This is a genomic window from Burkholderia perseverans, assembly GCF_022870505.1.
Lineage (GTDB): Bacteria > Pseudomonadota > Gammaproteobacteria > Burkholderiales > Burkholderiaceae > Burkholderia > Burkholderia plantarii.
In genome coordinates this window covers 1,069,458-1,094,232 of the sequence record NZ_CP045094.1, presented here as the reverse complement: position 1 = coordinate 1,094,232, position 24,775 = coordinate 1,069,458, and the positions used below count along the sequence as shown (strand labels likewise).

The 24,775-nt window shown below is 70.5% G+C and carries 25 protein-coding genes and 2 tRNA genes; 16 read left to right on the top strand and 11 right to left on the bottom strand.

Annotated elements, in window-relative coordinates:
• Positions 1–44 precede the first annotated feature (44 nt).
• The 5 genes from BpN12_RS19510 to pncB all read right to left on the bottom strand — a co-directional run bounded on the left by BpN12_RS19510 (position 45) and on the right by pncB (position 6,200).
• Entirely contained in the window at positions 45–1,514 is a 1,470-nt protein-coding gene (locus BpN12_RS19510) for a DNA recombination protein RmuC (protein ID WP_246797114.1), read from the bottom strand.
• Positions 1,511–2,500, bottom strand: a complete 990-nt coding sequence (locus BpN12_RS19505; RefSeq protein WP_246797113.1) for a 2-hydroxyacid dehydrogenase — start codon at positions 2,498–2,500, stop codon at positions 1,511–1,513. Before BpN12_RS19505 ends, BpN12_RS19510 begins: the two co-directional genes overlap by 4 nt.
• Before the next feature lie 97 nt (positions 2,501–2,597).
• The gene (locus tag BpN12_RS19500) at positions 2,598–4,067 is read right to left on the bottom strand and encodes a sodium:proton antiporter (protein WP_246797936.1); all 1,470 of its coding nucleotides are present in this window, start codon (positions 4,065–4,067) and stop codon (positions 2,598–2,600) included.
• A gap of 122 nt (positions 4,068–4,189) precedes the next feature.
• A complete protein-coding gene (locus tag BpN12_RS19495; protein ID WP_246797112.1) occupies positions 4,190–4,861 on the bottom strand; it encodes a LutC/YkgG family protein in 672 nt (223 codons plus the stop codon).
• A gap of 139 nt (positions 4,862–5,000) precedes the next feature.
• The gene (pncB, locus tag BpN12_RS19490) at positions 5,001–6,200 is read right to left on the bottom strand and encodes a nicotinate phosphoribosyltransferase (protein ID WP_246797111.1); all 1,200 of its coding nucleotides are present in this window, start codon (positions 6,198–6,200) and stop codon (positions 5,001–5,003) included.
• A 290-nt stretch (positions 6,201–6,490) separates the two neighbouring features.
• On the opposite strand from pncB, the gene fdxA reads away from it, so the two are divergent.
• The 8 genes from fdxA to BpN12_RS19450 all read left to right on the top strand — a co-directional run bounded on the left by fdxA (position 6,491) and on the right by BpN12_RS19450 (position 11,030).
• Entirely contained in the window at positions 6,491–6,814 is a 324-nt protein-coding gene (gene fdxA / locus BpN12_RS19485) for a ferredoxin FdxA (RefSeq protein WP_025098982.1), read from the top strand.
• A 115-nt stretch (positions 6,815–6,929) separates the two neighbouring features.
• Positions 6,930–7,005 (top strand) — tRNA-Asn (locus BpN12_RS19480).
• Positions 7,006–7,075: 70 nt separating this feature from the next.
• A tRNA-Asn gene (locus tag BpN12_RS19475) sits at positions 7,076–7,151 on the top strand.
• A 207-nt stretch (positions 7,152–7,358) separates the two neighbouring features.
• Positions 7,359–7,838 (top strand): CreA family protein, encoded by a 480-nt coding sequence (locus BpN12_RS19470; RefSeq protein ID WP_246797110.1) that lies wholly within the window; start codon positions 7,359–7,361, stop codon positions 7,836–7,838.
• 31 nt (positions 7,839–7,869) lie between these two features.
• Positions 7,870–8,778, top strand: a complete 909-nt coding sequence (locus BpN12_RS19465) for a helix-turn-helix transcriptional regulator (RefSeq protein WP_246797109.1) — start codon at positions 7,870–7,872, stop codon at positions 8,776–8,778.
• 116 nt (positions 8,779–8,894) lie between these two features.
• Entirely contained in the window at positions 8,895–9,656 is a 762-nt protein-coding gene (locus BpN12_RS19460) for an AzlC family ABC transporter permease (RefSeq protein WP_246797108.1), read from the top strand.
• On the top strand, positions 9,656–9,994 hold the full coding sequence (locus BpN12_RS19455; protein WP_042624202.1) for an AzlD domain-containing protein: 339 nt from the start codon (positions 9,656–9,658) through the stop codon (positions 9,992–9,994). Before BpN12_RS19460 ends, BpN12_RS19455 begins: the two co-directional genes overlap by 1 nt.
• Before the next feature lie 253 nt (positions 9,995–10,247).
• Positions 10,248–11,030 carry a DUF4088 family protein gene (locus BpN12_RS19450; protein WP_246797107.1) on the top strand — a complete coding sequence of 261 codons (783 nt, stop codon included), beginning with the start codon at positions 10,248–10,250 and terminating at the stop codon, positions 11,028–11,030.
• A 215-nt stretch (positions 11,031–11,245) separates the two neighbouring features.
• Here the strand turns inward: BpN12_RS19450 and BpN12_RS19445 are convergent, their stop codons facing one another.
• Positions 11,246–11,689, bottom strand: coding sequence for a hypothetical protein (locus tag BpN12_RS19445; protein ID WP_246797106.1), 444 nt, complete (start codon positions 11,687–11,689; stop codon positions 11,246–11,248).
• A gap of 452 nt (positions 11,690–12,141) precedes the next feature.
• Here BpN12_RS19445 and BpN12_RS19440 point away from each other — a divergent pair, with 452 nt between their 5' ends.
• The 3 genes from BpN12_RS19440 (at position 12,142) to fumC (ending at position 15,503) form a co-directional block, all read left to right on the top strand.
• Positions 12,142–12,360: an RNA-binding S4 domain-containing protein gene (locus BpN12_RS19440; protein ID WP_012734995.1), complete on the top strand. Its 219-nt coding sequence runs from the start codon at positions 12,142–12,144 to the stop codon at positions 12,358–12,360.
• A gap of 189 nt (positions 12,361–12,549) precedes the next feature.
• Positions 12,550–13,935 (top strand): MATE family efflux transporter, encoded by a 1,386-nt coding sequence (locus BpN12_RS19435; protein WP_246797105.1) that lies wholly within the window; start codon positions 12,550–12,552, stop codon positions 13,933–13,935.
• Positions 13,936–14,108: 173 nt separating this feature from the next.
• On the top strand, positions 14,109–15,503 hold the full coding sequence (gene fumC / locus BpN12_RS19430) for a class II fumarate hydratase (RefSeq protein ID WP_246797104.1): 1,395 nt from the start codon (positions 14,109–14,111) through the stop codon (positions 15,501–15,503).
• Between the two features lie 99 nt (positions 15,504–15,602).
• Here fumC and BpN12_RS19425 read toward each other — a convergent pair whose 3' ends face one another.
• Both BpN12_RS19425 and BpN12_RS19420 read right to left on the bottom strand, forming a co-directional pair.
• Complete coding sequence (locus BpN12_RS19425; RefSeq protein WP_042624197.1) at positions 15,603–16,112, bottom strand: acyl-CoA thioesterase; 510 nt, start codon at positions 16,110–16,112, stop codon at positions 15,603–15,605.
• 129 nt (positions 16,113–16,241) lie between these two features.
• On the bottom strand, positions 16,242–16,394 hold the full coding sequence (locus tag BpN12_RS19420) for a hypothetical protein (RefSeq protein ID WP_246797103.1): 153 nt from the start codon (positions 16,392–16,394) through the stop codon (positions 16,242–16,244).
• A gap of 147 nt (positions 16,395–16,541) precedes the next feature.
• On the opposite strand from BpN12_RS19420, the gene BpN12_RS19415 reads away from it, so the two are divergent.
• Positions 16,542–17,252, top strand: a complete 711-nt coding sequence (locus BpN12_RS19415; protein ID WP_246797102.1) for an ArsR/SmtB family transcription factor — start codon at positions 16,542–16,544, stop codon at positions 17,250–17,252.
• 159 nt (positions 17,253–17,411) lie between these two features.
• Positions 17,412–19,904, top strand: a complete 2,493-nt coding sequence (locus tag BpN12_RS19410; RefSeq protein ID WP_246797101.1) for a DUF6600 domain-containing protein — start codon at positions 17,412–17,414, stop codon at positions 19,902–19,904.
• 156 nt (positions 19,905–20,060) lie between these two features.
• Here BpN12_RS19410 and BpN12_RS19405 read toward each other — a convergent pair whose 3' ends face one another.
• Both BpN12_RS19405 and BpN12_RS19400 read right to left on the bottom strand, forming a co-directional pair.
• On the bottom strand, positions 20,061–21,032 hold the full coding sequence (locus BpN12_RS19405) for a thymidylate synthase (RefSeq protein WP_246797100.1): 972 nt from the start codon (positions 21,030–21,032) through the stop codon (positions 20,061–20,063).
• A gap of 60 nt (positions 21,033–21,092) precedes the next feature.
• Positions 21,093–21,263 carry a hypothetical protein gene (locus BpN12_RS19400; RefSeq protein ID WP_425306352.1) on the bottom strand — a complete coding sequence of 57 codons (171 nt, stop codon included), beginning with the start codon at positions 21,261–21,263 and terminating at the stop codon, positions 21,093–21,095.
• Positions 21,264–21,400: 137 nt separating this feature from the next.
• Between BpN12_RS19400 and BpN12_RS19395 the strand changes: the two genes are divergently transcribed.
• Positions 21,401–21,904, top strand: coding sequence for a dihydrofolate reductase (locus BpN12_RS19395; protein ID WP_246797099.1), 504 nt, complete (start codon positions 21,401–21,403; stop codon positions 21,902–21,904).
• 94 nt (positions 21,905–21,998) lie between these two features.
• On the opposite strand, the gene pmbA is transcribed toward BpN12_RS19395, so the two are convergent.
• Positions 21,999–23,369: a metalloprotease PmbA gene (pmbA, locus tag BpN12_RS19390; RefSeq protein ID WP_246797098.1), complete on the bottom strand. Its 1,371-nt coding sequence runs from the start codon at positions 23,367–23,369 to the stop codon at positions 21,999–22,001.
• Positions 23,370–23,518: 149 nt separating this feature from the next.
• Between pmbA and yjgA the strand changes: the two genes are divergently transcribed.
• On the top strand, positions 23,519–24,139 hold the full coding sequence (gene yjgA, locus BpN12_RS19385) for a ribosome biogenesis factor YjgA (RefSeq protein WP_246797097.1): 621 nt from the start codon (positions 23,519–23,521) through the stop codon (positions 24,137–24,139).
• Positions 24,120–24,746, top strand: coding sequence for a molybdopterin adenylyltransferase (mog, locus tag BpN12_RS19380; protein ID WP_246797096.1), 627 nt, complete (start codon positions 24,120–24,122; stop codon positions 24,744–24,746). The genes yjgA and mog overlap by 20 nt, the downstream gene beginning before the upstream one ends.
• The last annotated feature ends 29 nt before the right edge of the window (positions 24,747–24,775 follow it).

Sequence of the window (24,775 nt, the reverse complement as noted above, 5' to 3'; positions counted from 1 at the left end):
CAGCCTGCGCGCTGCGCGTTCACGCCGCGCGCTCGGAGACCCACTCAGGCATCCTCGCCATCGCCCGCCTGGCCGGCCACGCCGCCGAGCAGACCGGCCGCATCGTCGCCGGGCAGCGCCTCGACTTCCTTGAGCTTGCGATTCATCACGCGCGTGCGCTGCTCGGCCGCTTCGATCGAGCGCGTCACCGTCTCCAGCTGCGTCTTGGTGCGCGCGAGCACCTCGCCGAACTTGCCGAACTCGGTCTTCACCGCGCCCAGCACCTGCCAGACCTCGCTCGACCGACGCTCGATCGCGAGCGTGCGGAATCCCATCTGCAGGCTGTTGAGCAGCGCCGTCAGCGTGGTCGGGCCGGCCACCGTCACGCGATAGTCGCGCTGCAGCAGGTCGGTGAGCCCGGGCCGCCGCAGGATCTCGGCATAGAGCCCCTCGGTCGGCAGGAACAGCAGCGCGAAATCGGTGGTGTGCGGCGGCGCCACGTACTTTTCGGCGATCGTCTTCGCCTCGGCGCGCACACGGGCTTCGAGCGCGCGCGCGGCTTCCTCGACACCGGCCGCGTCCGCGCGCTCCTGCGCATCGATGAGCCGCTCGTAATCCTCGCGCGGAAACTTCGCGTCGACCGGCAGCCAGACCGGCTGCGCGTCGGCCTGCCGGCCCGGCAGCCGGATCGCGAACTCGACGCGTTCGCTGCTTTTCGGCACCGTCGCGACGTTCTTCGCATACTGGTCCGGCGTCAGCATCTGTTCGAGCAGCGCCTCGAGCTGCACCTCGCCCCAGGTGCCGCGCGTCTTCACGTTGGTCAGCACCTTCTTCAGGTCGCCCACGCCGGCCGCCAGCGTCTGCATTTCGCCGAGCCCGCGATGCACCTGTTCGAGCCGCTCCGAGACGAGGCGGAACGATTCGCCGAGCCGCTGTTCGAGCGTCGCGTGCAGTTTCTCGTCGACGGTGCGACGCATCTCGTCGAGCTTCGCCGCGTTGTTCGCCTCGATGTCCTTCAGGCGCTGTTCGAGCGTCGCGCGCACCTCGCCCATGCGGCGGTCGTTCGCTTCACTGAGCTGCGCGAGCTGCTGGGTCAGCACCGCACCGAAATGGCGTAGCGCCGCGCCCTGCTCGTCGCGCGCGAGCTGCGCCTGCTGATGCAGCCCGTCGCGCATCGCGTCGAACTGCTGCGTATTGGCGGCCACCAGCTTCGCGAGCTGCTGCGCAAAACCGTCGATCTGCTGGTTCTGCACGGTGGCCACGCTGGTCAGCTGCGCGGCCAGCATCTGCTGCAACTGCGTGAAGCTGCCGGCCAGTTCGGTGCGTGCGCCGCGCGAGCCGGCCGAGAACTCGTCGCGCAGCGCGCGTTCGAGCCGCTCGAGCGCGTGCGCATGCGCGTCCTGCACCTCGTCGAGCCGCTCGCCGAGCCAGCCGATGCCGTCGCCGGCGTGGCCCGCGCCACGCCAGACCACCACCAGCGCGATCACGAGCGCGACCGCCAGCAGCACGATCGCGCCGAGCAGCCACGGCGTCATGCGCGCGCCTTGCCGAGCACATCGGGATTGATCGGATTCGGCGGCCGGCCGGCGCGCGGGCCTTCGCCGAGCGCCGCGATCAGGTTGTCGGCGGCGAGGTTCGCCATCGCGCGGCGCGTGGCCTCGCTCGCGCTCGCGATGTGCGGCGTGAGCACGACGTTCGGTACTTCAAGCAACGCCGGCAGCACGCTCGGCTCGCCCTCGAACACGTCCAGGCCGGCCGCCGCGATGCGGCGCTCGCGCAGCGCGACGGCCAGCGCCGCGTCGTCGACGATGCCGCCGCGCGCGATGTTGGTCAGCGTCGCGGTGGGCTTCATCAGCGCAAGCTCGGCCGCGCCGATCGTGTGGTGGTTTTCCTTCGTGTAGGGCAGCACCAGCACGACGTGGTCGGCCTGCTTCAGCAGCGCTTCCTTCGACAGGTATTCGGCGTTCAGCTCGGCTTCGATGGCGGCCGCGACGCGCGAGCGGTTGTGATAGACGACGCGCATGTTGAAGCCGCGCGCGCGGCGCGCGATCGCCTGGCCGATGCGGCCCATGCCGATCACGCCGAGCGTCGCGCCGTGGATGTCGGCGCCGAGGAAGCTGTCGAACGACCACTTCTGCCAGCGGCCCGCGCGCAGCCAGTGTTCCGATTCGGCGATGCGCCGCGCGGTGGCCATCATCAGCGCCCAGCCGAAATCGGCGGTGGTCTCGTTCAGCACGTCCGGCGTGTTGGTGCCGAGCACGTTGGCGGCGTTGAACGCGGCCATGTCGAAGTTGTTGTAGCCGACCGCCATGTTCGCGACCGCGCGCAGCTTCGGCGCCGCCGCGAGCGCCGCCGCGCCGATCGGGTCGCCCGCGGTGAGCGCGCCGTCCTTGTCGGCGAGCCGCGCGTGCAGCGCGTCGGGCGCGAGCGCGTCGCCGTCGTTCCAGTCCACCTCGAAATGCTGCTTCAGGCGCTCGATCACGTCCGGAAAGATCGAACGCGCCACCAGGATTTTCTGCATAACCCGTCTCCGTCGAGCGTGCGCGAGCCGGGGGAAGCGCGCCTTGCGGCCCCACCGGGCCGCGACACGCAACCCATACCTGCCGAAACCCGCCCGTTCAGGCGGAAAAGAACAGCCACGTCGCCAGCGCGAACACCGGCAACAGGATGCCGAACGACCAGCCGAGATAGCCGAAGAAGCTCGGCATGCGGATGCCGCGCGCCTCGGCGATCGCCTTGACCATGAAGTTCGGCGCGTTGCCGATGTAGCTGTTGGCGCCCATGAACACCGCGCCGGCCGAAATCGCCGCGAGCGCCGCGGCGCCCGTCGTCATCAGGCTCGCCGCGTCGCCACCGGCGAGGTTGAAGAATACGAGGTAGGTCGGCGCGTTGTCGAGGAACGACGACAGCAGGCCGGTGGCCCAGAACAGCATCGGCACGATCGGCTGGCCGTCGGTGCCCGTGACGAGGTGGACGATTGGCGCGAACGCGCCGCCGGCGCCCGCGCGCAGGATCATGATGACGGGCGCGATCGTCACGAAGATGCCGGCGAACAGCTTCGCGACCTCCTCGATCGGCGCCCAGTCGAACGCGTTGCCCTCGCGCGCCGAGCGCGGCGTGAGCACGAGCGACAGCAGCGCGACCGCCACCAGCGCGAGATCACGCACCAGGTTCTGCAGCGCCACCTGCGTGCCGGCCACCTCGAACTCGATGCCGGGCTTCCAGATCCCGCTCATCAGCACCAGCGCGACGATCGCCACGAGCAGCACGAAGTTGATCTTGCCGTCGAGCCACAGCCGCGCACCGGCCGCCGGCTCCGCGCCGGGCTGGTTCGGCCCGAACGCGACGGCCCGCGCGTCATCGGCCTCGTGGTCGAGCGGATCCCTGTCGTGATCGAGCGCGCGCCCGAGCATGCCGTCGCGGCGGAAGCGCCACGCGTCGAGCAGGTAGAACACGGCCAGCAGCACGGCGCAGACGAACAGCGTCGGCAGCGCGAGGTGGAGCGTGGTCCAGAAGAAATCGACGCCGTTCAGGAAGCCGAGGAACAGCGGCGGATCGCCGAGCGGCGACAGCGCGCCGCCCGCGTTGGCAACCAGGAAGATGAAGAACACCACCACATGCACGACGCGCGGGCGCGCCGCGTTCGCGCGCAGCAGCGGGCGGATCAGCAGCATCGCCGCGCCGGTGGTGCCCATCACGCTCGCCAGCACGGCGCCGAGCGCGAGCAGCACGGTATTGCGCGCGGGCGAGGCACGCAGCTCGCCATGCAGGCAGATGCCGCCCGCCACCGTGTAGAGCGCCGTCAGCAGCACGATGAACGGCACGTATTCCTCAAGCAGCGCGTGGACCAGCGTGGCGCCCGCCGTCGCCGCGCCGAACGCGACCGCGAACGGCGCGAGCAGCGCGCAGGCCCAGGCGGCCGCGATCTTGCCGAAATGGCGATGCCAGAACGCCGGCGCGACGAGCGGGAACAGCGCGATCGACAGCAGCATGCCGGCGAACGGGATGCCCCACAGCGCGGACAGCGCGGCGCCGTCGAGCGTGGCCGCCGAGGCGGCCGAGGGCGCGGCGCCGAGCGCCAGCGCGATGAACGCGACGAGCCCGGACGGACGGCTGCCGCCGGGAGCGGTGAATGCGAGGCGTGCAAAGAACGCGGAGAACGTACCGGGAACGGGGAAACGGAAAGCGGCGTGGCGCCGCGCGATGGCCGTCATGCGCCGCGCACGAGGATCGCGTGAACGCGATACGGACCGTGCGCGCCGAGGACGATGGTCTGCTCGATGTCGCCGGTGCGCGACGGCCCCGACACCAGGTTGACCGCGCGCGGCAGCTCGCCCCGCTCCGCGCGGATCAGCGCGAACGCATCCTCGTGGCCGGCCACGATCCGCGAGACCGGCACCACCACGATGTGCGTCTCCGGCAGCAGCGCGGCCGATGCATAGGTATCCGGGCCGGACAGCAGCACCAGCGAGCCGGTCTCGGCGGTGGCGCAGAAGCAGCCGGTGATGCCGACCAGATCGCCGTCGACGGGCTTGCGCGGCGCGACCTCGAGGCCGGCCGCCTGCCAGTCGAGGCCGTCGAGCGTGCGCCAGGCGATCGCCTGCAGCGGCAGTGCCTGCTCGCGCAGGTAGCGCGCGGCCTCGGCCGGCACCGCGTCGAGCGTGTCGACGAACGCGACGGTGGTGGACATGCGCGCGGCTTCCTCGGCGAAACGCCCGGCCAGCGCGGCCGGGTCGGCCGGCATCGGCGGACGCGGGCCGGCCGGGTGGCGCGCCAGATAGTCGGCAGCCTGTTCGCGTTCGTGGGCTTCGGGCTCGGCGGGGCGTCCCTGCGCGGCGCGGATGCGCGCGAGTATGTTGCGGCGGGCGGCCGACGTGTCCATGAGCGGTCCTCGTGAGCGTGGCGATGACGAACGATCGGGTTCGATTATAACGGCGCCCTCGCGCGCGACGGCGCCGGCCGGCCGAACGGCCGGGAGCGCCGATCGTGCCGTCCGCTTACTTGCTTGCTTACCTGCCCGCTTATTTGCCCGCGTCGTCCTCGACCGGCTGCGCGATGCCGAACACCTGGCGCAGGTAGGCGAGATAGGCCTTGTCGTCGCACATGCTCTTGCCCGGCGAGTCGGACAGCTTCGCGACCGGCTGGCCGTTGCAGCGGACCATCTTGATGACGATCTGCAGCGGCCGGTAGCCGAGATCGTTGGTCAGGTTCGTGCCGACCCCGAACGCGAGCTTGCAGCGGTCGCGGAAGCGCTCGTAGAGCTGCAGCACTTTCGGGATGTCGAGCGCGTCGGAGAACACCAGCGCCTTGGTGCGCGGGTCGCAGCGGTTCGCCTCGTAATGGCGCAGCATGCGCTCGCCCCATTCGAACGGGTCGCCGGAATCGTGGCGCGCGCCGTCGAACAGCTTGCAGAAGTACATGTCGAAGTCGCGCAGGAACGCGTCCATGCCGTAGACGTCCGACAGCGCGATGCCGAGATCGCCGCGGTATTCCTTGGCCCACATCTCGAGGCCGTAGATCTGCGAATCGCGCAGCCGCGGGCCGAGCGCCTGGCAGGCCTGCAGGTATTCGTGTGCCATCGTGCCGAGCGGCGTGATGCCGTGCCGCATCGCGTAATAGACGTTGCTGGTGCCGGCGAACTGCTCGCCGAGCCCGTCGCGCAGCGTCAGCGCGACCTCCTCGTGCCAGACCTTCGAGAAGCGGCGGCGCGTGCCGTAGTCGGCGATCTTGCAGTCGGCGAACTCGGGCCGCGCGCCGAGCAGCTTCATCTTCTCGCGCAGCCGCCCGCGCCCTTCGCCGTAGTCGGGATCGCTCTGCGTGTTGCGGAAATAGACCTCGTTGACAATCGCCAGCACCGGGATCTCGAACAGGATCGTGTGCAGCCACGGGCCGCGGATCGCGATGTCGATCTCGCCGTTGCCCTTCGGCGACGGCGAGATCTCGATGTACTTCTCGCTCAGGTGGAACAGCGCGAGGAAATCGACGAAATCGCTCTTGATGAACCGCATCTGGCGCAGGTAGTTGAGCTCGGCGTCGGTGAAGCGCAGATGGCAGAGCCCGCGCACCTCGTCGCGGATCTCGTCGATGTAGGGGACGAGATCGACGTCCGGCGTGCGGCAGCGGAAGCGGTATTCGACGTTGGCGGCGGGAAAATGATGCAGGACGACCTGCATCATCGTGAACTTGTACAGATCGGTGTCGAGCAGCGAGGTAATGATCATGATTCGGGACTGCCAAAAACGGGATCAGCGGGAGCAGCGGTGCCCGGGGCGAGCCGAGCCCGGCGGCGGCAGCGCGCCCGCGCGCTGCCCGATCTGCCTGCCGCATGTTACCCGAATGCGAGGAGGGACACTTCGTCGCAGCGACCTCGGTCCGACATAAACTAATCACGAAACGATATAAGACCGCTTCAGGCCGGCTCGATACCGGTTTTCCGCTTCAGTTACAATGGCATATTTGGCGCAAAGCTCGCCTCCCCCACACACATATTCGCCAAGCAGGAGCGTTTTGAATGACTCACGTTGTGACCGAAGGCTGCATCAAGTGCAAATACACCGATTGCGTCGATGTATGCCCGGTGGATTGCTTCCGTGAAGGTCCCAATTTCCTCGCGATCGACCCGGACGAATGCATCGACTGCGCCGTGTGCGTGGCCGAGTGCCCGACCAATGCGATCTATGCCGAGGAAGACGTTCCTGGCGATCAGCAGCAGTTCACGCCGTTGAACGCGGAGCTGGCGAAGGCATGGCCGTCGATCACGAAGACCAAGCCCGCGCCCGGCGACGCCGACGAGTGGAAGGACGTGCAGGACAAGCTCCATCTGCTCGAACGCTGATCTCCCGAAGCGTGTCGCGGCCGGCCAACGGCCGGCTAAGCTCGCGTAGAAATTTGGCGCGAGGGCTTGACACCCCCGGCACCGCCCCATAGAATCTCGTTTCTCTGCTGTTTGTTCCCCGATAGCTCAGTCGGTAGAGCGCCGGACTGTTAATCCGTAGGTCCCTGGTTCGAGCCCAGGTCGGGGAGCCAAAAAATGCAGAGGCCAGCGTGGCATCGCCAGCCGGTTTCTGTATCGAGAACAAACGCAGTACCGATTTATTCCCCGATAGCTCAGTCGGTAGAGCGCCGGACTGTTAATCCGTAGGTCCCTGGTTCGAGCCCAGGTCGGGGAGCCAGACAGCGAAAGGCCCGTCATTCGACGGGCCTTTTTGCTTTGGCATTTCGATATCGATATTTCGATGACGGCGCGTCGAGTCGAGCGGCAACGGAAACGGGGGATGCCGCCCGTTTCCATGCTGCCATGGCGATGCCGTCCGCCCTCACCGGCCGTGCTAGAGTCGAACTCCCTGTCGCTCTCCGCCCGCACCTCGCGCCCGCCGCCCATGAACCGTCATTTCGCCGCCGCCCTCGCGGCCTGCGCCGCCGTCTCGCTGATTCCGTTCGCCGCCCATGCCGAGGAAGTCGCCAGCGTCAACACGAACTTCCGCCTGACCGGCTCGGACCGCGTCGTCGTCGAAGCCTATGACGATCCGCTCGTGCAGGGCGTGACCTGCTACGTGTCGCGCGCGCGTACCGGCGGCATCAAGGGCAGCCTCGGCATCGCCGAGGATCCGACCGAGGCGTCGATCGCGTGCCGCCAGGTCGGCCCGATCCATTTCACGCAGCCGCTCAAGCAGCAGACCGACGTGTTCAACGAGCGGCTGTCGTTCGTATTCAAGACGCTGCACGTGGTGCGCGTGGTCGACCGCAAGCGCAACACGCTCGTCTATCTGACCTATAGCGACCGGATCGTGAGCGGCAGCGCGAAGAACAGCGTGACGGCGGTGCCCGTGCCGGACGGCACGCCGATTCCGCTCAAGTAAGCGGCGCCCGCCGCCACCGCTCCGCCCGGCCATGCGCTCCGTCCGCCTCCCTGACGCCGCCCGCTACTGGCGCACGCCGCTGCTGCCGGGCGCGGACCTCGTGACCGCCACCTACCGCGACCACACGTTCCCGCCGCACTGGCACGACGCGTACACGCTGCCCGTGATCGAGACCGGCGCCGAGCGCTACACCTATCGCGGCGGCCGGCGCCTGGCCGACACCGGCAGCGTGCCGGTGATCAATCCCGGCGAGATCCACACCGGCTCGCGCGCCACCGAGGACGGCTGGCGCTATCGCGTGTCCTACGTGCCGATCGACTTCCTGCGCGCCCTCGCCGACGAGATCGCCGGCAAACCGCAGCCGGTGCCCTGGTTCCCCGACGACGCGATCGGCGACGCCGACTTCGCCCATCGGCTGCTGCTCGCGTATCGCCTGCTCGAGGCGAGCGGCATCGATATCGCGCACCCCGGCGACGAGGCGCCGCCGGAGGTCCGCGTCGAACTGGCCGCCCCCGCCGTGGACGCCGACCCGCTCGCGGCCGAGATGGCGATGCTCGATGCGCTGTCCACGCTGCTGGTCCGTCATGCGATCGAGCGGCCGCGCGCCGCGGTGCCGGCCGCCGACGAGCCGCGCATCGCGCGCATGCGCGAATGGCTCGCGGCCGACCTGACGGCGCCCGTCACGCTGGCCGAACTCGCGCAGGCAGTGGGCCTGTCGCCGTTCCATGCGGCGCGGCTCTTCACGCGCGCGACCGGCATGGCGCCGCACGCGTGGCGCAACCAGCTGCGCATCCAGCGCGCGCTGGCGCCGCTGCGCGCGGGCGCGCCGGTTGCGCAGGTCGCCGCGGCCAGCGGCTTCGTCGACCAGAGCCACTTCACGCGGCACTTCAAGCGCATGTTCGGGGTGCCGCCGGGCCGCTGGCAGGGCACCCGGAAATAAACCACGCCAGCGGGCCGCGCGGCGCCATGCCGATGCGCTGCCGTGTCGTCGCGCAAGAACGTACAAGACCGCCGCGCCGCGCGCCCCTATCCTCCGTGGTCCAGGAGGAATCACCGTTGAACCCGTCTCACTCCAGCTCTCCCGCCGCTCGGCCGCCACTGCGCGAATTCGCCGATGGCGCACGCGATACGTTTCCGATGATGGTCGGCGCGGCGCCGTTCGGCGTGATCTTCGGCACGCTCGTCACCGCCGGCCCGCTCGCGTGGTGGCACGGCGAACTGATGTCGCTCGCCGTGTTCGCCGGCTCGGCGCAATTCATCGCGATCGGCCTGATCGCCGGCGGCGCCAGCGCGCTGGTGGTGGTCGCCACCACCTTCGTGGTGAACCTGCGCCACCTCCTCTATTCGGCCACGCTCGCGCCCTACGTGGCCCACCTGCCGCTGCGCTGGCGCGCGACGCTCGGCGCCGTGATGACCGACGAGGTGTTCGCGGTGGTCTACGCGCGCTATCGCCACCACCAGCCCGGCGAGATCGGCCCGCACTACTTCCTCGGCTCCGGCGTCGCGATGTACCTGAACTGGCAGCTCTGGACCATCATCGGGCTGCTGTTCGGCGCCGCGTTCCCGGGCCTGCAGTCGCTCGGGCTCGATTTCGCGATGGCGGCCACCTTCATCGCGATCGTGGTGCCGCAGCTCGTCGCGCTGCGCTACCTGGCGGCGGCCGCCACCGCCGGCGTGATCGCGCAGCTCTGCCACGCGCTGCCGTACAAGCTCGGCCTGCTCGCGGCCGTGACCGCGGGCGTCGCCGTCGGCGTCGCGCTGTCGCTGCGCGACGTCGCCCGTGCGCGCAGCCGCGCCTGCGAGGAGGCCACCTCGTGATGCGCTACGTATTGCTGATCCTCGGCATGGCCGCCGTCACCTACGCGATCCGCACCACGCTGTTCCTGTTCGGCGAGCGGCTGGTATTCCCGCCGCTCGTGCGCACCGCGCTCGGCTTCGTGCCCGTGACCGTGCTGACCGCGATCACCGTGCCGATGGCCGTGGCGCCGCACGGCGGCGGCCTCGAACTGGGCTGGCGCAACCCGCAGCTGATCGGCGCGCTGGCCGCCGTGCTGGTGTCGGCCACCACGCGCCGCCCGCTGCTGACGATCGCGGTCGGGCTGGCCGTGTTCTTCGTCTGGCAGGGCATCGTGATGCCGCGCTGGCTGCCGGCCTGAGGTGCCGACCTGACGCGAAGCACAACGCGGGCGGCCCGGATGCGGCCAGCCCGCGACTTCCTCACGAATGCTGAATCGCCGCCCTCAAGTTTCTTCGTCGGCCGCCGATATAAGAGGAAAACCACCCTGGCGCCGATCGCGACCGGGCCGGCCGGCGCGCGGCATCCCGCCCGCGCGCGAACGCACCGCTCCACGCGGGCGGCACGGGCCGGCGCGTCGCGGGCGTCGGCCGCCCACGCGCTTCGAGAGATTCATGGGACAGATCACCCTGTCGATCAAGGACGACACCATTACGTCGCTGCGCAAGGACTTCGAGGCCTTCGTGCGCGTGTCGCAGAAGCTCGATCCGCAGTTCGCGACGCCGTCGTTCGAAGACTTCCTGCGCGCCAAGCTGCTCGACAACATGGTGCCGCTGACCGAAAACGCCGTGCAGCGGATGCTGCAGGGCGGCCAGTACGCGTGGGCGAAACGCACACTCGACAAGGAATTCCCCGACGTGCTCGCGATCATGATGCGGCAGGCGGAGACCTTTGGATTCGGCTTCGCGTCGCGCAGCGAATGGACCCCGGACGAACTCGTCAAGGCCTGCCAGGACTGGGCCACCGCGCTCGTCACCGAAGCGCAGGGCGATCCGGCCCAGATCGAGCCGCTCGCCGCGCAGATCAAATCGGCGGTCCACGACATCCAGACACTCGAGGAACGGATGCAGACGCCCGCATGGCGGCTCGCCGAATCGCTGCGCCAGCGCGTCTACGAGGCGAAGCTCGCCTGCGAAATGAGCGTGGGCAGCCTCGCGCGCGAGAAGCTCGGCGAACTGCGCGGGCTGCTGCGGCTCGGCATCTCGCACGGCTCGTTCCAGAAGCAGGAAGCCCAGCAGATCATGGAATATCTGCGCCTGCTGAAGCCGGAGATCTTCGTCGAGGAACCCTACGACATCTTCTCGCGGCTTGCCGGCTGGCTGCGCGGCATCTTCCTGGTGGCCGCGCCGATGCAGGCCAAGGCGCCGGTCCAGCAGAACCAGCAGCGCCGGCCGTAATCGCGCCGGCGGGTGCGCTCGCGCGTCTGGCGCAGTCGAGTCCGGATGGGCCCGCCCGGCCCCGCGCCGGCCCTTTCAGCACGCGGCATTCAGTAAACGGAAACGGGCCGGCCCGCTCGACGCGGAATCCGGCCCGCTGCTCCGTGGCCAATCACGACGGTTCAGGCGCAAACACGCGCCGTGTTCAGCACGACGGCAGTCGACGCCCGCGGCGCTTATTGCGACTGCGAGCCGTTGCCGCCCGGCGCCGCCATCGGCGACGTGCCGTTGGTATTGCCGTTCACGGCATCGCCCGCCTTCGACTTCGCGCCGTGCATCGAACTGTTCGCGCGCGTCTTCGCATGCGACTTCATCGAATGCTTGGCGCCCGTGCCGCCGGCACCGGGACCAGTACCCGGCGCGGTCGGTGCCGCGTCGGTACCGCCGCCGGCGTTCATGCCGGCGCCGCCCGACGGACCGCTGCCGGCCGGGCCGCCGCCGCCACCACCGGCCCCACCCGCGCCGGCGCCACCCGCTCCGGCGCCACCTGCTCCGGCACCGCCCGCCCCACCGGCGCCACCGCCCGCCCCACCGCCCGCCTGGGCCATTGCGGCGGTCGCGCCGAACGCCATGGTCGTCACGACAAGCGCGCTCATCAGCTTCATACGAATTCCAGACATGACATTTCTCCTCGGTTGGATGGGACACGGCTCTGCCGCGAGTCGCGTCACGCCGCCGCAACGGGCGGCAGGTTCATGGAATGCCGGCGGCCGGCCGGGCCGGCAAGCCGGCGTTGCCGTCATCGTCGGGACTTGCCCGACGCGCCCCCGCTGTCGGGCGGGCTCGCGGCCGGCGCATCCGCGCCCGTCGCCGCCCACGCGATCGCGCTTGCGTCGTCGATTCCGGCGCTTCATGTCACGCAGCGTTCGTTCCCGATCCGGCGCCGGCACGCCGCGGGCGCGGTGCGAGCGGCCCTCGATGGGCCGCCGCGCCCGCTACGGCGGGCTTCGCGCGGTATCGACGGGAGCCGCCGGCGCCGGCCTCACGCGGCACTCGCCGCCGCGATCGCGCTGGCTTATGATGCGAAGCCTTGTCTTTTTTACTCATGCGCGCCTTTCGTGCATGTCATTCGATGCCCAATCTGGATTTCACGCTGACCGGCGAATTCGTCGAACTGCACAACCTGCTCAAGATCACCGGGGTGGCCGACAGCGGCGGCTCCGCCAAGGTGCTGGTCGCCTCGGGCGCAGTGCGCGTCGACGGCGCCGTCGAGCTGCGCAAGACCTGCAAGATCCGCGCGGGCCAGGTGGTGCTGTTCGAGGACACCCGGATCGCCGTCCACGGCGCTTAGGGTCGATTCCTCTCCCCGCCGCGGGCGTCGGTATGAACCGCCGATGCACGTCCGGCGTCGGCACGACGGCTTGAAACGACGGCACCTCAAGCTCCCCAACCGGTCGATTCGACAGCGGGGGGCGAAACCCGTAAGCTTGCCGTCTCAGTACAACAATGCCGCGCGGGCCCGCATTCGCGCGCACTGCTCATGTCGCGCCACGACTTCTCACGCGCCGCCCTCGCGCCGCCCTCCTTTTCCCGCCACGCCGCCGACACCGCCCGTCTTGCCGCGCCGCTTGCGATCGCACAGCTTTCGCAGATGGCGATGAGCGTCACCGACACGGTGCTGCTCGGCTCGCTCGGCCCCGACTCGCTCGCCGCCGGCGGGCTCGGCGCCACGCTGTTCTTCGTCGCCGTCACGGTACTGCAGGGCGTGCTGACCTCGGTCAGCGTCAGCGTCGCCCATGCGCGCGGCGCGCGCGACGACAGCCGGATTCCGCACATCTACTGGACCGGCGTGGCGCTCGCGCTGCTGCTGTCGCTGCCGGCGATCGTGGTGCTGCTGTGCGCCGAGCCGCTGCTGCTGATGTTCCACGAGCCGCCGATGCTGGCCCACCACATCGGCGAATACACGCGCGTGCTGAGCCTGGCCGCGCCCGGCAGCCTGATCGGCGTCGGCCTGATGCGCTCGTTCCTGCCGGCGATCGGCGCGGCGCGACGCCTGCTGTGGGTATCGATCGCGAGCGTCGGCGTCAACGCGGTGCTGAACTACGGGCTGATCCACGGGGCGTTCGGGCTGCCGCGGCTCGGCTTCCTCGGCTCGGCGGCGGCCACCACCATCACCATCTGGCTCACCGCGATCTCGCTGGTGCTGCTGCTGCACGGCCGTCCCACCTATCGCCGGTTCGTCGCCGCCTCGCGCCCGAAGCTGCCGATGATGGGCGAGCTGGTGGGGATCGGCTGGCCGGTGGCGATCACCTACGGGGTCGAATCGACGCTGTTCCTCGCCACCGGCCTCACGATCGGCGTGCTCGGCGAATCGTCGCTGGCCGCGCACCAGATCGCGCTGAACATCGCCTCGGTCACGTTCATGGTGCCGCTCGCGATCGGCCAGGCCGCCAACGTGCGCGTGAGCTACTGGATCGGCGCCGGCGCGCCGCTCGCCGCGCGCCACGCTGGCTTCGTCGCGATCGGGCTCGGCGTCGCGTTCATGTCGCTGTCGGGACTCGTGATGATCGTCGCGCCGCACGCGATCGTCGGGCTCTACCTGCGCCTCGACGATCCGGCCAACGCGCGCACCATCGCGCTGGCCACCACGCTGCTCGGCATCGCCGCGCTGTTCCAGATCGTCGACGGCATGCAGACGGTCGGCTCGGGCTGCCTGCGCGGCCTCAAGGACACGCGCGTGCCGATGCTGGCCGCCACGGTCGGCTACTGGGGCATCGGCTTCCCGGTCGGCTACTGGTTCGCGTTCCACGTCGGGCTCGGCGCGCGCGGGCTCTGGTGGGGGCTCGCGGCCGGCCTCGCGAGCGTCGCGGTACTGATGACGTGGCGCTTCCACCGCAAGACCGCGATGCTGGCCGCCGGCCGCTGACGGCGCGTGCGCCGCGCCGGCCCCCCCGTGCGCCGCGAGCCGACGTAAAATCGCGCGCGGCGCTATGCTTGTCGCCTCTGGACGCCGTCGTCAGAACGGCGCCCGTCCCTACCTACGCTTGCGTGCCGCGCCCCGCGCGGCACGGCCATTTTTTCAGTGACGGAGTCATCAAGATGAGCGAAGCAGTACGGATGGAACGCGACACGTTCGGTGAAATCGCGGTGCCGGACGCCCGCCTGTGGGGTGCCCAGACGCAGCGTTCGCTGCAGAACTTCAAGATCTCGACCGAAAAGCAGTCGCCCGAGCTGATCCACGCGCTCGCGCTGATCAAGCGCGCGGCGGCCAGCGTCAACCGCGAGCTTGGCGTGCTGCCCGACGACAAGGCGAACGCGATCGTGGCCGCCGCCGACGAGATCATCGCCGGCCGGCACCCGGACGAGTTCCCGCTCGCGGTCTGGCAGACCGGCTCGGGCACGCAGACCAACATGAACCTCAACGAGGTGATCGCGAACCGCGCGAGCGAGCTGCTCGGCGGCGTGCGCGGCGAGTCGCGCAAGGTCCACCCGAACGACGACGTGAACCGCGGCCAGTCGTCGAACGACGTGTTCCCGACGGCGATGCACATCGCCGCCGCGTTCGCGATCCACACCCAGTTGCTGCCGGCGTTGAAGCGCCTGCGCGCGACACTCGACGGAAAGTCGAAGGCGTTCGCCGCGATCGTCAAGATCGGCCGCACGCACCTGCAGGACGCCACGCCGCTCACGCTCGGCCAGGAATTCTCGGGCTACGTCGCGCAGCTCGACCAGGGCATCCGCCACGTCGAATCGACGCTGCCGCATCTGTACGAACTCGCGCAGGGCGGCACCGCGGTCGGCACCGGCCTCAACGCGCATCCGAAGTTCGCGGTGGCGGTGGCCGACGAGATCGGCCGGCTCACCAGGCTGCCGTTCGTCACGGCGCCCAACAAGTTCGAGGTGATGGCCGCGGCCGACGCGCTGGTGTTCGCGCATGGCGCGCTGAAGACGGTCGCCGCGAGCCTGATGAAGATCGCCAACGACGTGCGCTGGCTGGCCAGCGGCCCGCGCTGCGGCCTCGGTGAGCTGTCGATCCCGGAAAACGAGCCGGGCAGCTCGATCATGCCGGGCAAGGTGAACCCGACCCAGTCGGAAGCGGTGACGATGCTGTGCTGCCAGGTGTTCGGCAACGACGTGGCGGTGAACTTCGGCGGCGCGAGCGGCAATTTCGAGCTGAACGTGTTCCGCCCGATGATCGCGCACAACGTGCTGCAGTCGGTGCGGCTGCTGGCCGACGGCGCGCTCAGCTTCAACGACCACTGCGCGGTCGGCATCGAGCCGAACCATTCGCGCATCGACACGCTGCTCAACGAATCGCTGATGCTGGTGACGGCGCTCAATCCGCACATCGGCTACGACAAGGCCGCGCAGATCGCGAAGAAGGCGCACAAGGACGGCACCACGCTGAAGGCCGCCGCGCTCGCGCTCGGCCACGTGACCGACGCGCAGTTCGACGAGTGGGTGAAGCCGGCCGAGATGATCGGCAAGCCCTGAGCGGGCATGTTCGATGCCGCCGTCCGGTAACGCCGGGCAGCACGGCGAGATGGCCGGGGCCGGCGTCGCGCGTCATCGCGCGCGCCGGCCCCGGCCGTTTCAGACGGTGCCCTTCGCGACTTCCTCGGGCTTCAGTTCGACGATCTTGTCGAGCGCCGCGCGCACGTCCATCGCGTACTGCGCGAGGCGCTTCTCCTCGTCGGTGGCGGGCACGAACGGCGGCACCGGCAGCGGGTTGCCGTTCTCGTCGACGGCCACGAACACCACCAGGCAGTCGGTGGTCTGGCGCAGCACGCCGCCTTTCGGATCGCCGGCGTGGACCGATACGTGGATGTGCATGCTGGTGCGGCCCGTGGCGACCACGCGCGCCTTCAGCTCGACCAGGTTGCCGACCAGGATCGGCCGCTGGAAACGGATGTTGCCGACGCTGACGGTCACGCAATAGCGGCTCGACCAGATCGCCGCGCAGGCATAGGCGGTCTCGTCGATCCACTTCATCAGCGCACCGCCGTGGACCTTGCCGCCGAAGTTCACGGAGGTCGGCTCGGCGAGGAAACGGAACACCGTCTCGGAGCGATCGAGCGGCGCGGTGGGCGAGGAATTCGACATCTTGGGCTCCGTTTCGGGCGGTATCGTGTGGATGCGCCGATTATACGGGGCCGCGACGATGTGCCGCGTGCCGCTTTGTTTTGCCGCGTTGTTCTTGTCGGCGGGTTCCCGCCGAGGTACTTGCAGGACTCAGTTGTGGACGCTGATTCCCTGGTCGATCGTGCCGTACATCTCGATGCTGCCGTTGCCGGCGTCGCCGCCGGCCGCGCCGCCGTTCGCGCAGCCCGCGCAGACGAACGCCACGGCCAGCGCCGTCAGCCATGCCTTCGTCAGTTTCCGCATGATCGTTTCCTCGTCTCGCTCCGGATGGGACGCATTCTACGCGGCGCATCCGGCGGCCGGCGCGCATTCGACGTTTCACGTCGGGCCGAATCATCGAATCCGCGCCGCGCCTACACTGCCGTTATCCCTTTCCCGTGGAACCCGATCATGATCGCCACCGACCCGCACTTTCCCGGCCTGAGCCGGATCGGCGCGCTGCTCGCCGACCCGGGCCGCGCGGCCATGCTGTGGGCGCTGATGGACGGCAGCGCGCGCCCGGCCGGCGAGCTCACGCAGATCGCCGGGCTCTCGCCGTCGGCCGGCAGCGCGCATCTCGCGCGCCTGACCGACGGCGGCCTGCTCACGCCCGAAGTGCGCGGCCGGCACCGCTATTACCGGATCGCGTCGCCCGACGTCGCTGCCTCGATCGAGGCGCTCGCCAATCTCGCGCAGGCCGCCGCGCCCGCGCGGCCGCGCGAGGCGCCCCGGCCCGCGCGCACCGTGCCGATGGAGATGCGCCATGCGCGCACCTGCTACGACCACATGGCCGGCGAACTCGCGGTGCAGCTCTACGAGCGCATGCTCGATGCCGGCTGGCTGACCGCCGAGGCGCGCGAGGTCGAGGTCACGCCGGCCGGCGCGGCGCAGTTCGCGCGCTGGCGCATCGATCTCGGCGGCGAACGGCAGCGCCGCCGGCGCTTCGCCTGCACCTGCCTCGACTGGAGCGAGCGGCGCGCGCATCTGGCCGGCGCGCTCGGTGCCGCGCTGCTCGACGCGTTCCGCGCGCAGCGCTGGGTCGAGTCCGCCGGCAAGCCGCGCATCCTGCGCGTCACGCCCGAAGGACAGCGTCAGTTCGAGCGCCTGCTTACCGGCCGTTGACGGCGGCTTTGCAGGCCGTTGACGAATCGCGCGCGGCGACATGCTTTGTTACAGCGATCGCGAGTCGCATTACAAAAGCCGGCGTCCGGAAACATCGGGCGCGGGTAGAGTGACGTCACCGGTGCGCCGCCGCGCCGGATATCGAACAACGAGTTCAACATGACATCACGCCGCGCTTCGTTCCTGTCCACTTCGCCGACCGCACTGGCCGCGCTCGCTCTCGCCGCGTTCACGGCGCTCGGCGCCACCGCGCCGCGCGCGCTCGCCCAGACTCCGCCCGATGTGCCCAACGCGGCCGCCACGCCAGCCACGCAGCAGCCGGGCGGCGACCCGCCCTCGCGCGTGGCGCGGCTCGACTACCTGTCTGGTCCCGTGACGACCGAACCCGCCGGCGCGAGCGACTGGTCCTATGCCGCCGTGAACCGCCCGCTGACCACCGGCGACCAGCTCTGGAACGATCGCGGCGGCCGCTCGGAAATGCATATCGGCTCGACCGCGGTGCGGCTCGACCAGTCGACCTCGCTCGCGCTCCTGAACCTCGACGACAGCAACGCGCAGCTGAAGGTCGCGCTCGGCACGCTGTCGACGCACGTGCGCGAAGTGCCGCCCGGCAGCGCCTATGAAATCGACACGCCGAACCTCGCGCTCGCGATCAACGGCGCCGGCGACTACCGCGTCGACGTCGCGCCGAACGGCGCCTCGACCACCGTCACGGTGCGCAGCGGCAGCGCGACCGTGTACGGCGACAACGGCCAGATGCCGGTCGGCCCCGGCCAGCAGGTCACGTTCACCGGCACCGCCCTGCAGACGGCCGGCAGCGGCGCGGCGCCCGCGCCCGCGCCCGATGCGTTCGACCAGTGGGGCGGTGCGCGCGACGCGGCCGAGGACCGCTCGGTCTCGGCCCGCTACGTGTCGCGCGAAATCCCCGGCTACCAGGATCTCGACGCGAACGGCAGCTGGCACGAAACGCCCGAGTACGGCGCGGTCTGGACGCCGAACAGCGTGCCGGCCGGCTGGGCGCCCTATCACACCGGCCACTGGATCTGGCAGGCACCGTGGGGCTGGACCTGGGTCGACGACGCGCCGTGGGGCTTCGCGCCCTACCACTACGGCCGCTGGGCCTATGTCGACAACAGCTGGGGCTGGGTGCCCGGCCCGATCGTACCGGCCGCGCCGCCCTGCTACGCGCCGGCGCTGGTGGCCTTCGTCGGCGGCGGGGGCGGCGGCTTCGACTGGAGCGTCGGACTGGCCGCGGGCGGCGCGCTCGCCGCCGGCATCGCGTGGTTCCCGCTCGGCCCGCGCGAGGTCTGGCATCCCGGCTGGCAGGGCTGGAGCCCGCGCTACTACGAACGCGTGAACCGGCCAGTGTTCGTCAACCGGACCGTCAACATCACCAACATCCACAACACCTACGTGAACTACCACGTGCGCAACGCCATCACCGCCGTGCCGGCGACGGCGTTCATGCACGGGCAGCCGGTCGCGCACTTCGCGCAGCACGTCGATCCGCAGCAGTGGCGCAACGCGCGCATCGGCGCGGGCGCGCCCGGCGTCGCGCCGGTGCGCCAGAGCTTCTCGGGCGGCCTGCGCAACGCGGCCTACCGGCCGCCGCAGGCCGCGTTCGCGCATCCGATCGTGGCCACCCGCAACCCGGCCGTACCGGCCGCGTTCCACGACCAGCAGGCGCTGCAGTACGCACGCCACGGCGGCAGCGTGCCGGGCGCGGGCGCGCCGGTGATCCGCACCGCGACGCCGCCGAACTACGCGGCGCGGCCGGTCCGTCCGGTGGCGGGCGGCGGCGCGCCGAACGGCGGCCGGAACCCGTGGGCGATGCACAACGTGCAGCTCGTGAACCCGCACGGGCCGGTGCTGCAGCCGGGCCGCGGCGGACCGGCGGCGCATCCCGGGCCGGGCACGCCGCCGGCGGCCGCGATGCCGGGCAACGGCATGCCCGCCGCCGGCTTCGCACGGCCAGGTGCCGCGACGCCGGGCAACGGCGTGCCGCGCCCGCCCGCCGAATCGCGGCAGCCGGGCGGCGCGCAGCAGCCCGGACAGGCGGCCGGCAGCGGCCAGCCCGCGTGGACCCGGCCGCATGCGCCGATCGCGCAGCAGCACGCCAACGGCGGCTTCCCGCGCAACGACGCGCCGGGCCAGCACGGCGGCGCGATCCCCGGCGGCCAGCCGCATCCGAACTTCGGCCAGCAAACCGGCCAGAACGTGCAAAACGTGCAGCCGCGCGTCAACGGGGTACCGGTCCCGCGGGGCGGCCAGGACTTCGCGCCGAACCAGACGCCGCACGCGGCACCGGGCATGCACGTCCCGACCCAGCCGCGCGTCGAGCAGCAGGCGCCGCACGTCAACGCGCCCCGGCCCGATTTCGGCCAGCCGCCGCATATGGCGCCCCCGCAGCCGCACGTCGAGGCACCCCGCTTCGAACGCCCGCAGCCGCAGCCTCGCGTCGAGGCACCGCGCCAGCAGGCGCCGCGCATGGAAGCGCCGCCGCAGCCGCATTTCGAGCGCCCCCAGCCGCAACCGCAGCCTCGCATGGAGCCGCAGCACGTGGCGCCGCCGCACATGGAAGCGCCGCGCCTGGCGCCGGCACAGCCGCATCCGCAGGAGGCACCGCACCCGGGGCACCCCGCGCACGGCTGATCGACGCCTTCACCGTCACCGCCGCCGGCCGCGCATCGCACGCGGCCCCGCTCCCGATACGTCCGGGCGGGAACCGGCAGCAAAAAGCCCGCGCCGACCTGGCGCGGGCTTTTTTTGCGCTCTCCGATGCCGGGCGGCCTGCGCCCGGCGCGCCGTTCAGACCGCCATCGGCGCCGTCAGCGGCGCGTGATGGCGATAGCCGGCCAGCGAGAAATCGGCCGGTTCGATCCGCTCCAGCCATTCGGGCGCATAGACGCCCGTCTTCGCGTAGTCGGGCACGCGCTCGGCGATCTCGAGGCGCGGGCTCTCGTAGGGCTCTCGCTCGAGCTGCTGGCGCAGCATGTCGAGCTGGTTCTCGTAGATGTGCGCGTCGCCGATGAAATAGCTGAACCAGCGCGGCTGGTATCCCGTCAGCCGGCCGACGAGTTCCAGCAGCGCCGCGCCTTCCGTGAGGTTGAACGGCGTGCCGAGGCCCACGTCGTTGCTGCGGATGTACAGGCAGAGCGAAATCTCGCGCTTCGCCAGGTTCGGCAGGAACTGGTAGAGCAGATGGCAGGCCGGCAGCGCGATTTCCTCGAGCTTCACGGGGTTCCAGCCGTGGAACAGGATGCGCCGGCTCGACGGGTCGCGCATGATCGTGTCGAGGCAGTCGCGCAACTGGTCGATCGCCTTGTGCAGCAGCACCTTCTGCGCGCCCGCTTCATCGAAGCGCGTGACGATCCGGTAGCCGCGCGCGAGCGCGTCCTCGACCTGCGCCGTGGCCTGCGCGTCGAGCACCTTGTAGCCGGGCCAGCTGCGCCATTGCACGCCGTACACGTCGCCGAGGTCGTCCACGCCGGTACGGTACGGGTTCGCGAGCCAGGCGGCGTTGTCGTTCGCGTTGGCGTCCCAGACCTTGCAGCCGAGCGCGCGGAATTCGGCCGCGCTGCGCGAGGCGCGCAGGAAGCCGACCAGCTCGCCGATCGCCGACTTGAACGCGAGCTTCTTGGTCGTGACGGCCGGAAAGCCCTGCTGGAGGTCGAAGCGCAGCATCGCGCCGGGGATGCCGATGGTGCGGACGCCGGTGCGGTTTTCCTGCCAGGAGCCGGTGTCGAGGATGGTGCGGACGAGATCGAGATACTGTTTCATGCGGGTTCCTTCGGCCGCGAGCGCGGCCACACCCGCCGATTCTAACAAGCCTCGCGCCGCTCAGCCGGCAGCCGGCGCCGCGAGCCCGGCCGCGCCGCCCGGCTCGCGTTCGCGCATGCCGGGCGCGAGCATCAGCCGGTACGGCGCCACGCGCGACACGCCGAGTTCGCACGCGGCCTCGTACAGGCGCCCGCGACGGCGCAGCAGCGCCACCTCGATCGCGCGACGCATCCGGCGTGGTGCCCCTGACGTTCGCGGCACGTCCACGCCAAGGCCGCAGCCGCGGAAACGCCCCCGACCGGCAGCAAGCGGCCGCGTCCGGCGATCCGGTAGAATCGGGCGCTTTCCCGCCCGCACCCGGATTCCCCATGACGACCCTCAGCCTGATCGTCGCGCGCGCCCGCAACGGCGTGATCGGCCGCGACAACCAGCTTCCCTGGAAGCTTCCCGAGGATCTCGCGTTCTTCAAGCGCACCACGATGGGCGCGCCGATCGTGATGGGCCGCAAGACCCACGAGTCGATCGGCCGGCCGCTGCCGGGGCGCCGCAACATCGTCGTCACGCGCGACGCGGCGCGGCGCTTCGACGGCTGCGACGTGGTCAACTCGCTGGCCGAGGCGCTCGCGGCCGCCGCGCGCGACGGCGCGCCCGAGGCGTTCCTGATCGGCGGCGCACAGCTGTACGCCGAGGGGCTGCACGACGCCGACAAGCTGATCGTCACCGAGATCGACGCCGATTTCGACGGCGACGCGCATTTCCCGGCGCCCGATCCGGCGCAGTGGCGCGAGCTGTCGCGCGAGCGCCATCACGCGGCCGCGCCGAACGACTTCGACTACGCGTTCGTCGTCTATACGCGCGCGCCGGCGCCCTGAGCGCCGCCCGCCACCCGCTCTCGCGCACAGCAAAAAGCGCCGCTGCGAGCGGCGCTTTTCGTTTCAGCCGAACGCGGGCAAGCCCGCGCGGCGCTTACTGCCCGGCGATCGTCATCTGCTCGATCAGCACCGAGCCGGTTTCCTTGGTGCCGCGCACGATCGTGTCGGCGCCGATCGCGACGACGTGGCGGAACATCTCCTGCAGCGTGCTCGCCACCGTGATCTCCTCCACCGGGTACTGGATCACGCCGTTCTCGACCCAGAAGCCCGCCGCGCCGCGCGAGTAGTCGCCCGTCACGTAGTTCACGCCCTGCCCCATCAGTTCGGTCAGCAGCAGGCCGGTGCCGAGCTTCTTCAGCATCGCGTCGAAGTCGTCGCCCGACTTCGTATTCGTGCTGCGCAGCGCGAGGTTGTGCGAGCCGCCGGCGTTGCCGGTGGTCTGCGTCTTCAGCTTGCGCGCCGAATAGGTCGACAGGAAGTAGCCCTCCACCACGCCGTCCTTCACCACGCTGCGCGCATGCGTGCGCACGCCTTCCTCGTCGAACGGCGCGCTGCCCATCGCGCGCGGCACGTGCGGATCCTCGACCACCTGCACGTGCGGCGCGAACACCGGCTTGCCGAGGCTGTCGACGAGGAACGTGGTCTTGCGATAGAGCGCGCCGCCGCTGGTGGCCTGCACGAACGCGCCGAGCAGGCCCGCCGCGAGCGGCGCCTCGAACAGCACCGGCACCTTGCGCGTGTCGAGCCGGCGTGCGCCCATCCGCGCCAGCGCACGCTCGGCCGCGTAACGGCCGACCGCTTCGGGGCTGGCCAGCTCGTCGGCGTTGCGCTTCGAGCTGTACCAGTCGTCGCGCTGCATGTTGCGGCCGCTGCCGGCGATCGGCGCGCAGGCCACGTAGTGACGCGAATACGGGTAGCCGGCCAGGAACCCGCGCGAGGTGGCCAGCACGAACTGCGAATGCTGCGCCGACACGCTCGCGCCTTCCGAGTTGCGGATCTGCGGGCTGACCGCGAACGCGGCGTCTTCCGAGCGGCGCGCGATCTCGACGGCCTCGTCGGCGCTGAGCGCCCACGGGTGGTAGAGATCGAGGTCGCGCGGCGCCGTCTCCAGCAGCTCGGCTTCGGCGAGGCCCGCCGCATCGTCCTCGGCCGTGAAGCGCGCGATGTTGTAGGCGGCCGCGACCGTGTCCTTCAGCGCGCTCGACGAGAAGTCCGAGGTGCTGGCGTTGCCGCGCTTCTTGCCGATGAACACCGTGACGCCGACCATCTTGTCGCGGTTGTGCTCGATCGTCTCGACTTCGCCGCGCCGCACCGACACCGACAGGCCGTCGCCTTCCGAGATTTCGGTCGCCGCGTCGGTCGCGCCGAGCGCCTTCGCGTGCCGGAGGATGTCCGAGGCGATTTCTTTCAGTTGCTCCTGCGTGTGCGGGAAATGGCGCGCGGGTGCGTCGATATGGGCAGGCATCGTCGTGATATCCGGTGGCGGGCGCGGGCACCCGCTTGTTTCGAAATTGGCGTATCCCGCGATCATAACAAGGTCCAGCCCCCGCCACCTATCGGTGCCGCCCCATCCGCGCGACCGGCGGCGGCTCGCGGCGCGATACAATCTCGCCCATGAACCGCAAAACCCGTATCCAACCGATCGAGCCCGCCGCCGCCACTGACGACGACCACGGCTACGACCGCCCCAGCAAGTCCCAGCTCAAGCGCGAAATGCACGCGCTGCAGCAGCTCGGCCGCGATCTCGTCGAACTGCCGAAGGATGCGCTCAAGCGCATGCCGATGCCGGAGAGCCTCGGCGACGCCGTGCGCGAGGCGCGCCGCATCACCGACCACGAAGGCAAGCGCCGCCAGCTGCAGTACATCGGCAAGGTGATGCGCGCGCTGACCGAGCCCGAGATCGCGGCGCTGCAGTCCGCGCTCGACGCGCAGCGCGGCGTGAACAAGGCCGAAACCGCGCGGCTGCACTGGATCGAGCGCACGCGCGACCAGCTGCTCACCACCGACGACGCGCTGACTGCCTTCATCCGCAACTATCCGGCCGCCGACGTGCAGGAAGGCCGCACGCTGATCCGCAATGCGCGCAAGGAAGCCGAGCAGGGCAAGCCGCCGCGCTACTTCCGCGAGCTGTTCCAGTGGATCAAGACCGCGAGCGGCACGCCGGGCGAGGCCGACGGCGAGCGCGACGAGGATCGCGACGACGAAGACGACGACCATGACGACGACCAAGCGTAAGCACCCCGACGAACTGATCGTCGGCCTCGTGTCGATCAGCGACCGCGCGAGCCGCGGCGATTACGAGGATCAGGGCATCCCGGCGCTCGAAAGCTGGCTCGGCGGCGCGCTCACCTCGCCGTGGCGCGCCGAGACGCGCCTGATCGCCGACGAGGCCGACCTGATCTCGGCCACGCTCGTCGAGTTGATCGACGTGGCCGGCTGCGACCTGGTGCTGACCACGGGCGGCACCGGCCCGGCGCGGCGCGACGTGACGCCGGAGGCGACGCTGGCGATCGCCACGAAAGACATGCCCGGTTTCGGCGAGCAGATGCGCCAGATCAGCCTGCGTTTCGTGCCGACCGCGATCCTCTCGCGGCAGGTCGCGGTGATCCGCGAGACGGCCGACCATGCGGCGCTCGTGATCAACCTGCCGGGACAGCCGAAATCGATCCGGGAAACGCTGGAAGGGCTGCGCGACACCGGCGGCGCGGTGATGGTGCCGGGCATCTTCGCCGCGGTGCCGTACTGCATCGACCTGATCGGCGGCCCCTACATCGAGACGCGGCCCGAGGTGACGGCCGCGTTCCGGCCCAGGAGCGCGCAGCGACCGCCGCGCGAGGCGTGACGCCCGGGGCGGCCCGGGCGAGCGCTCTG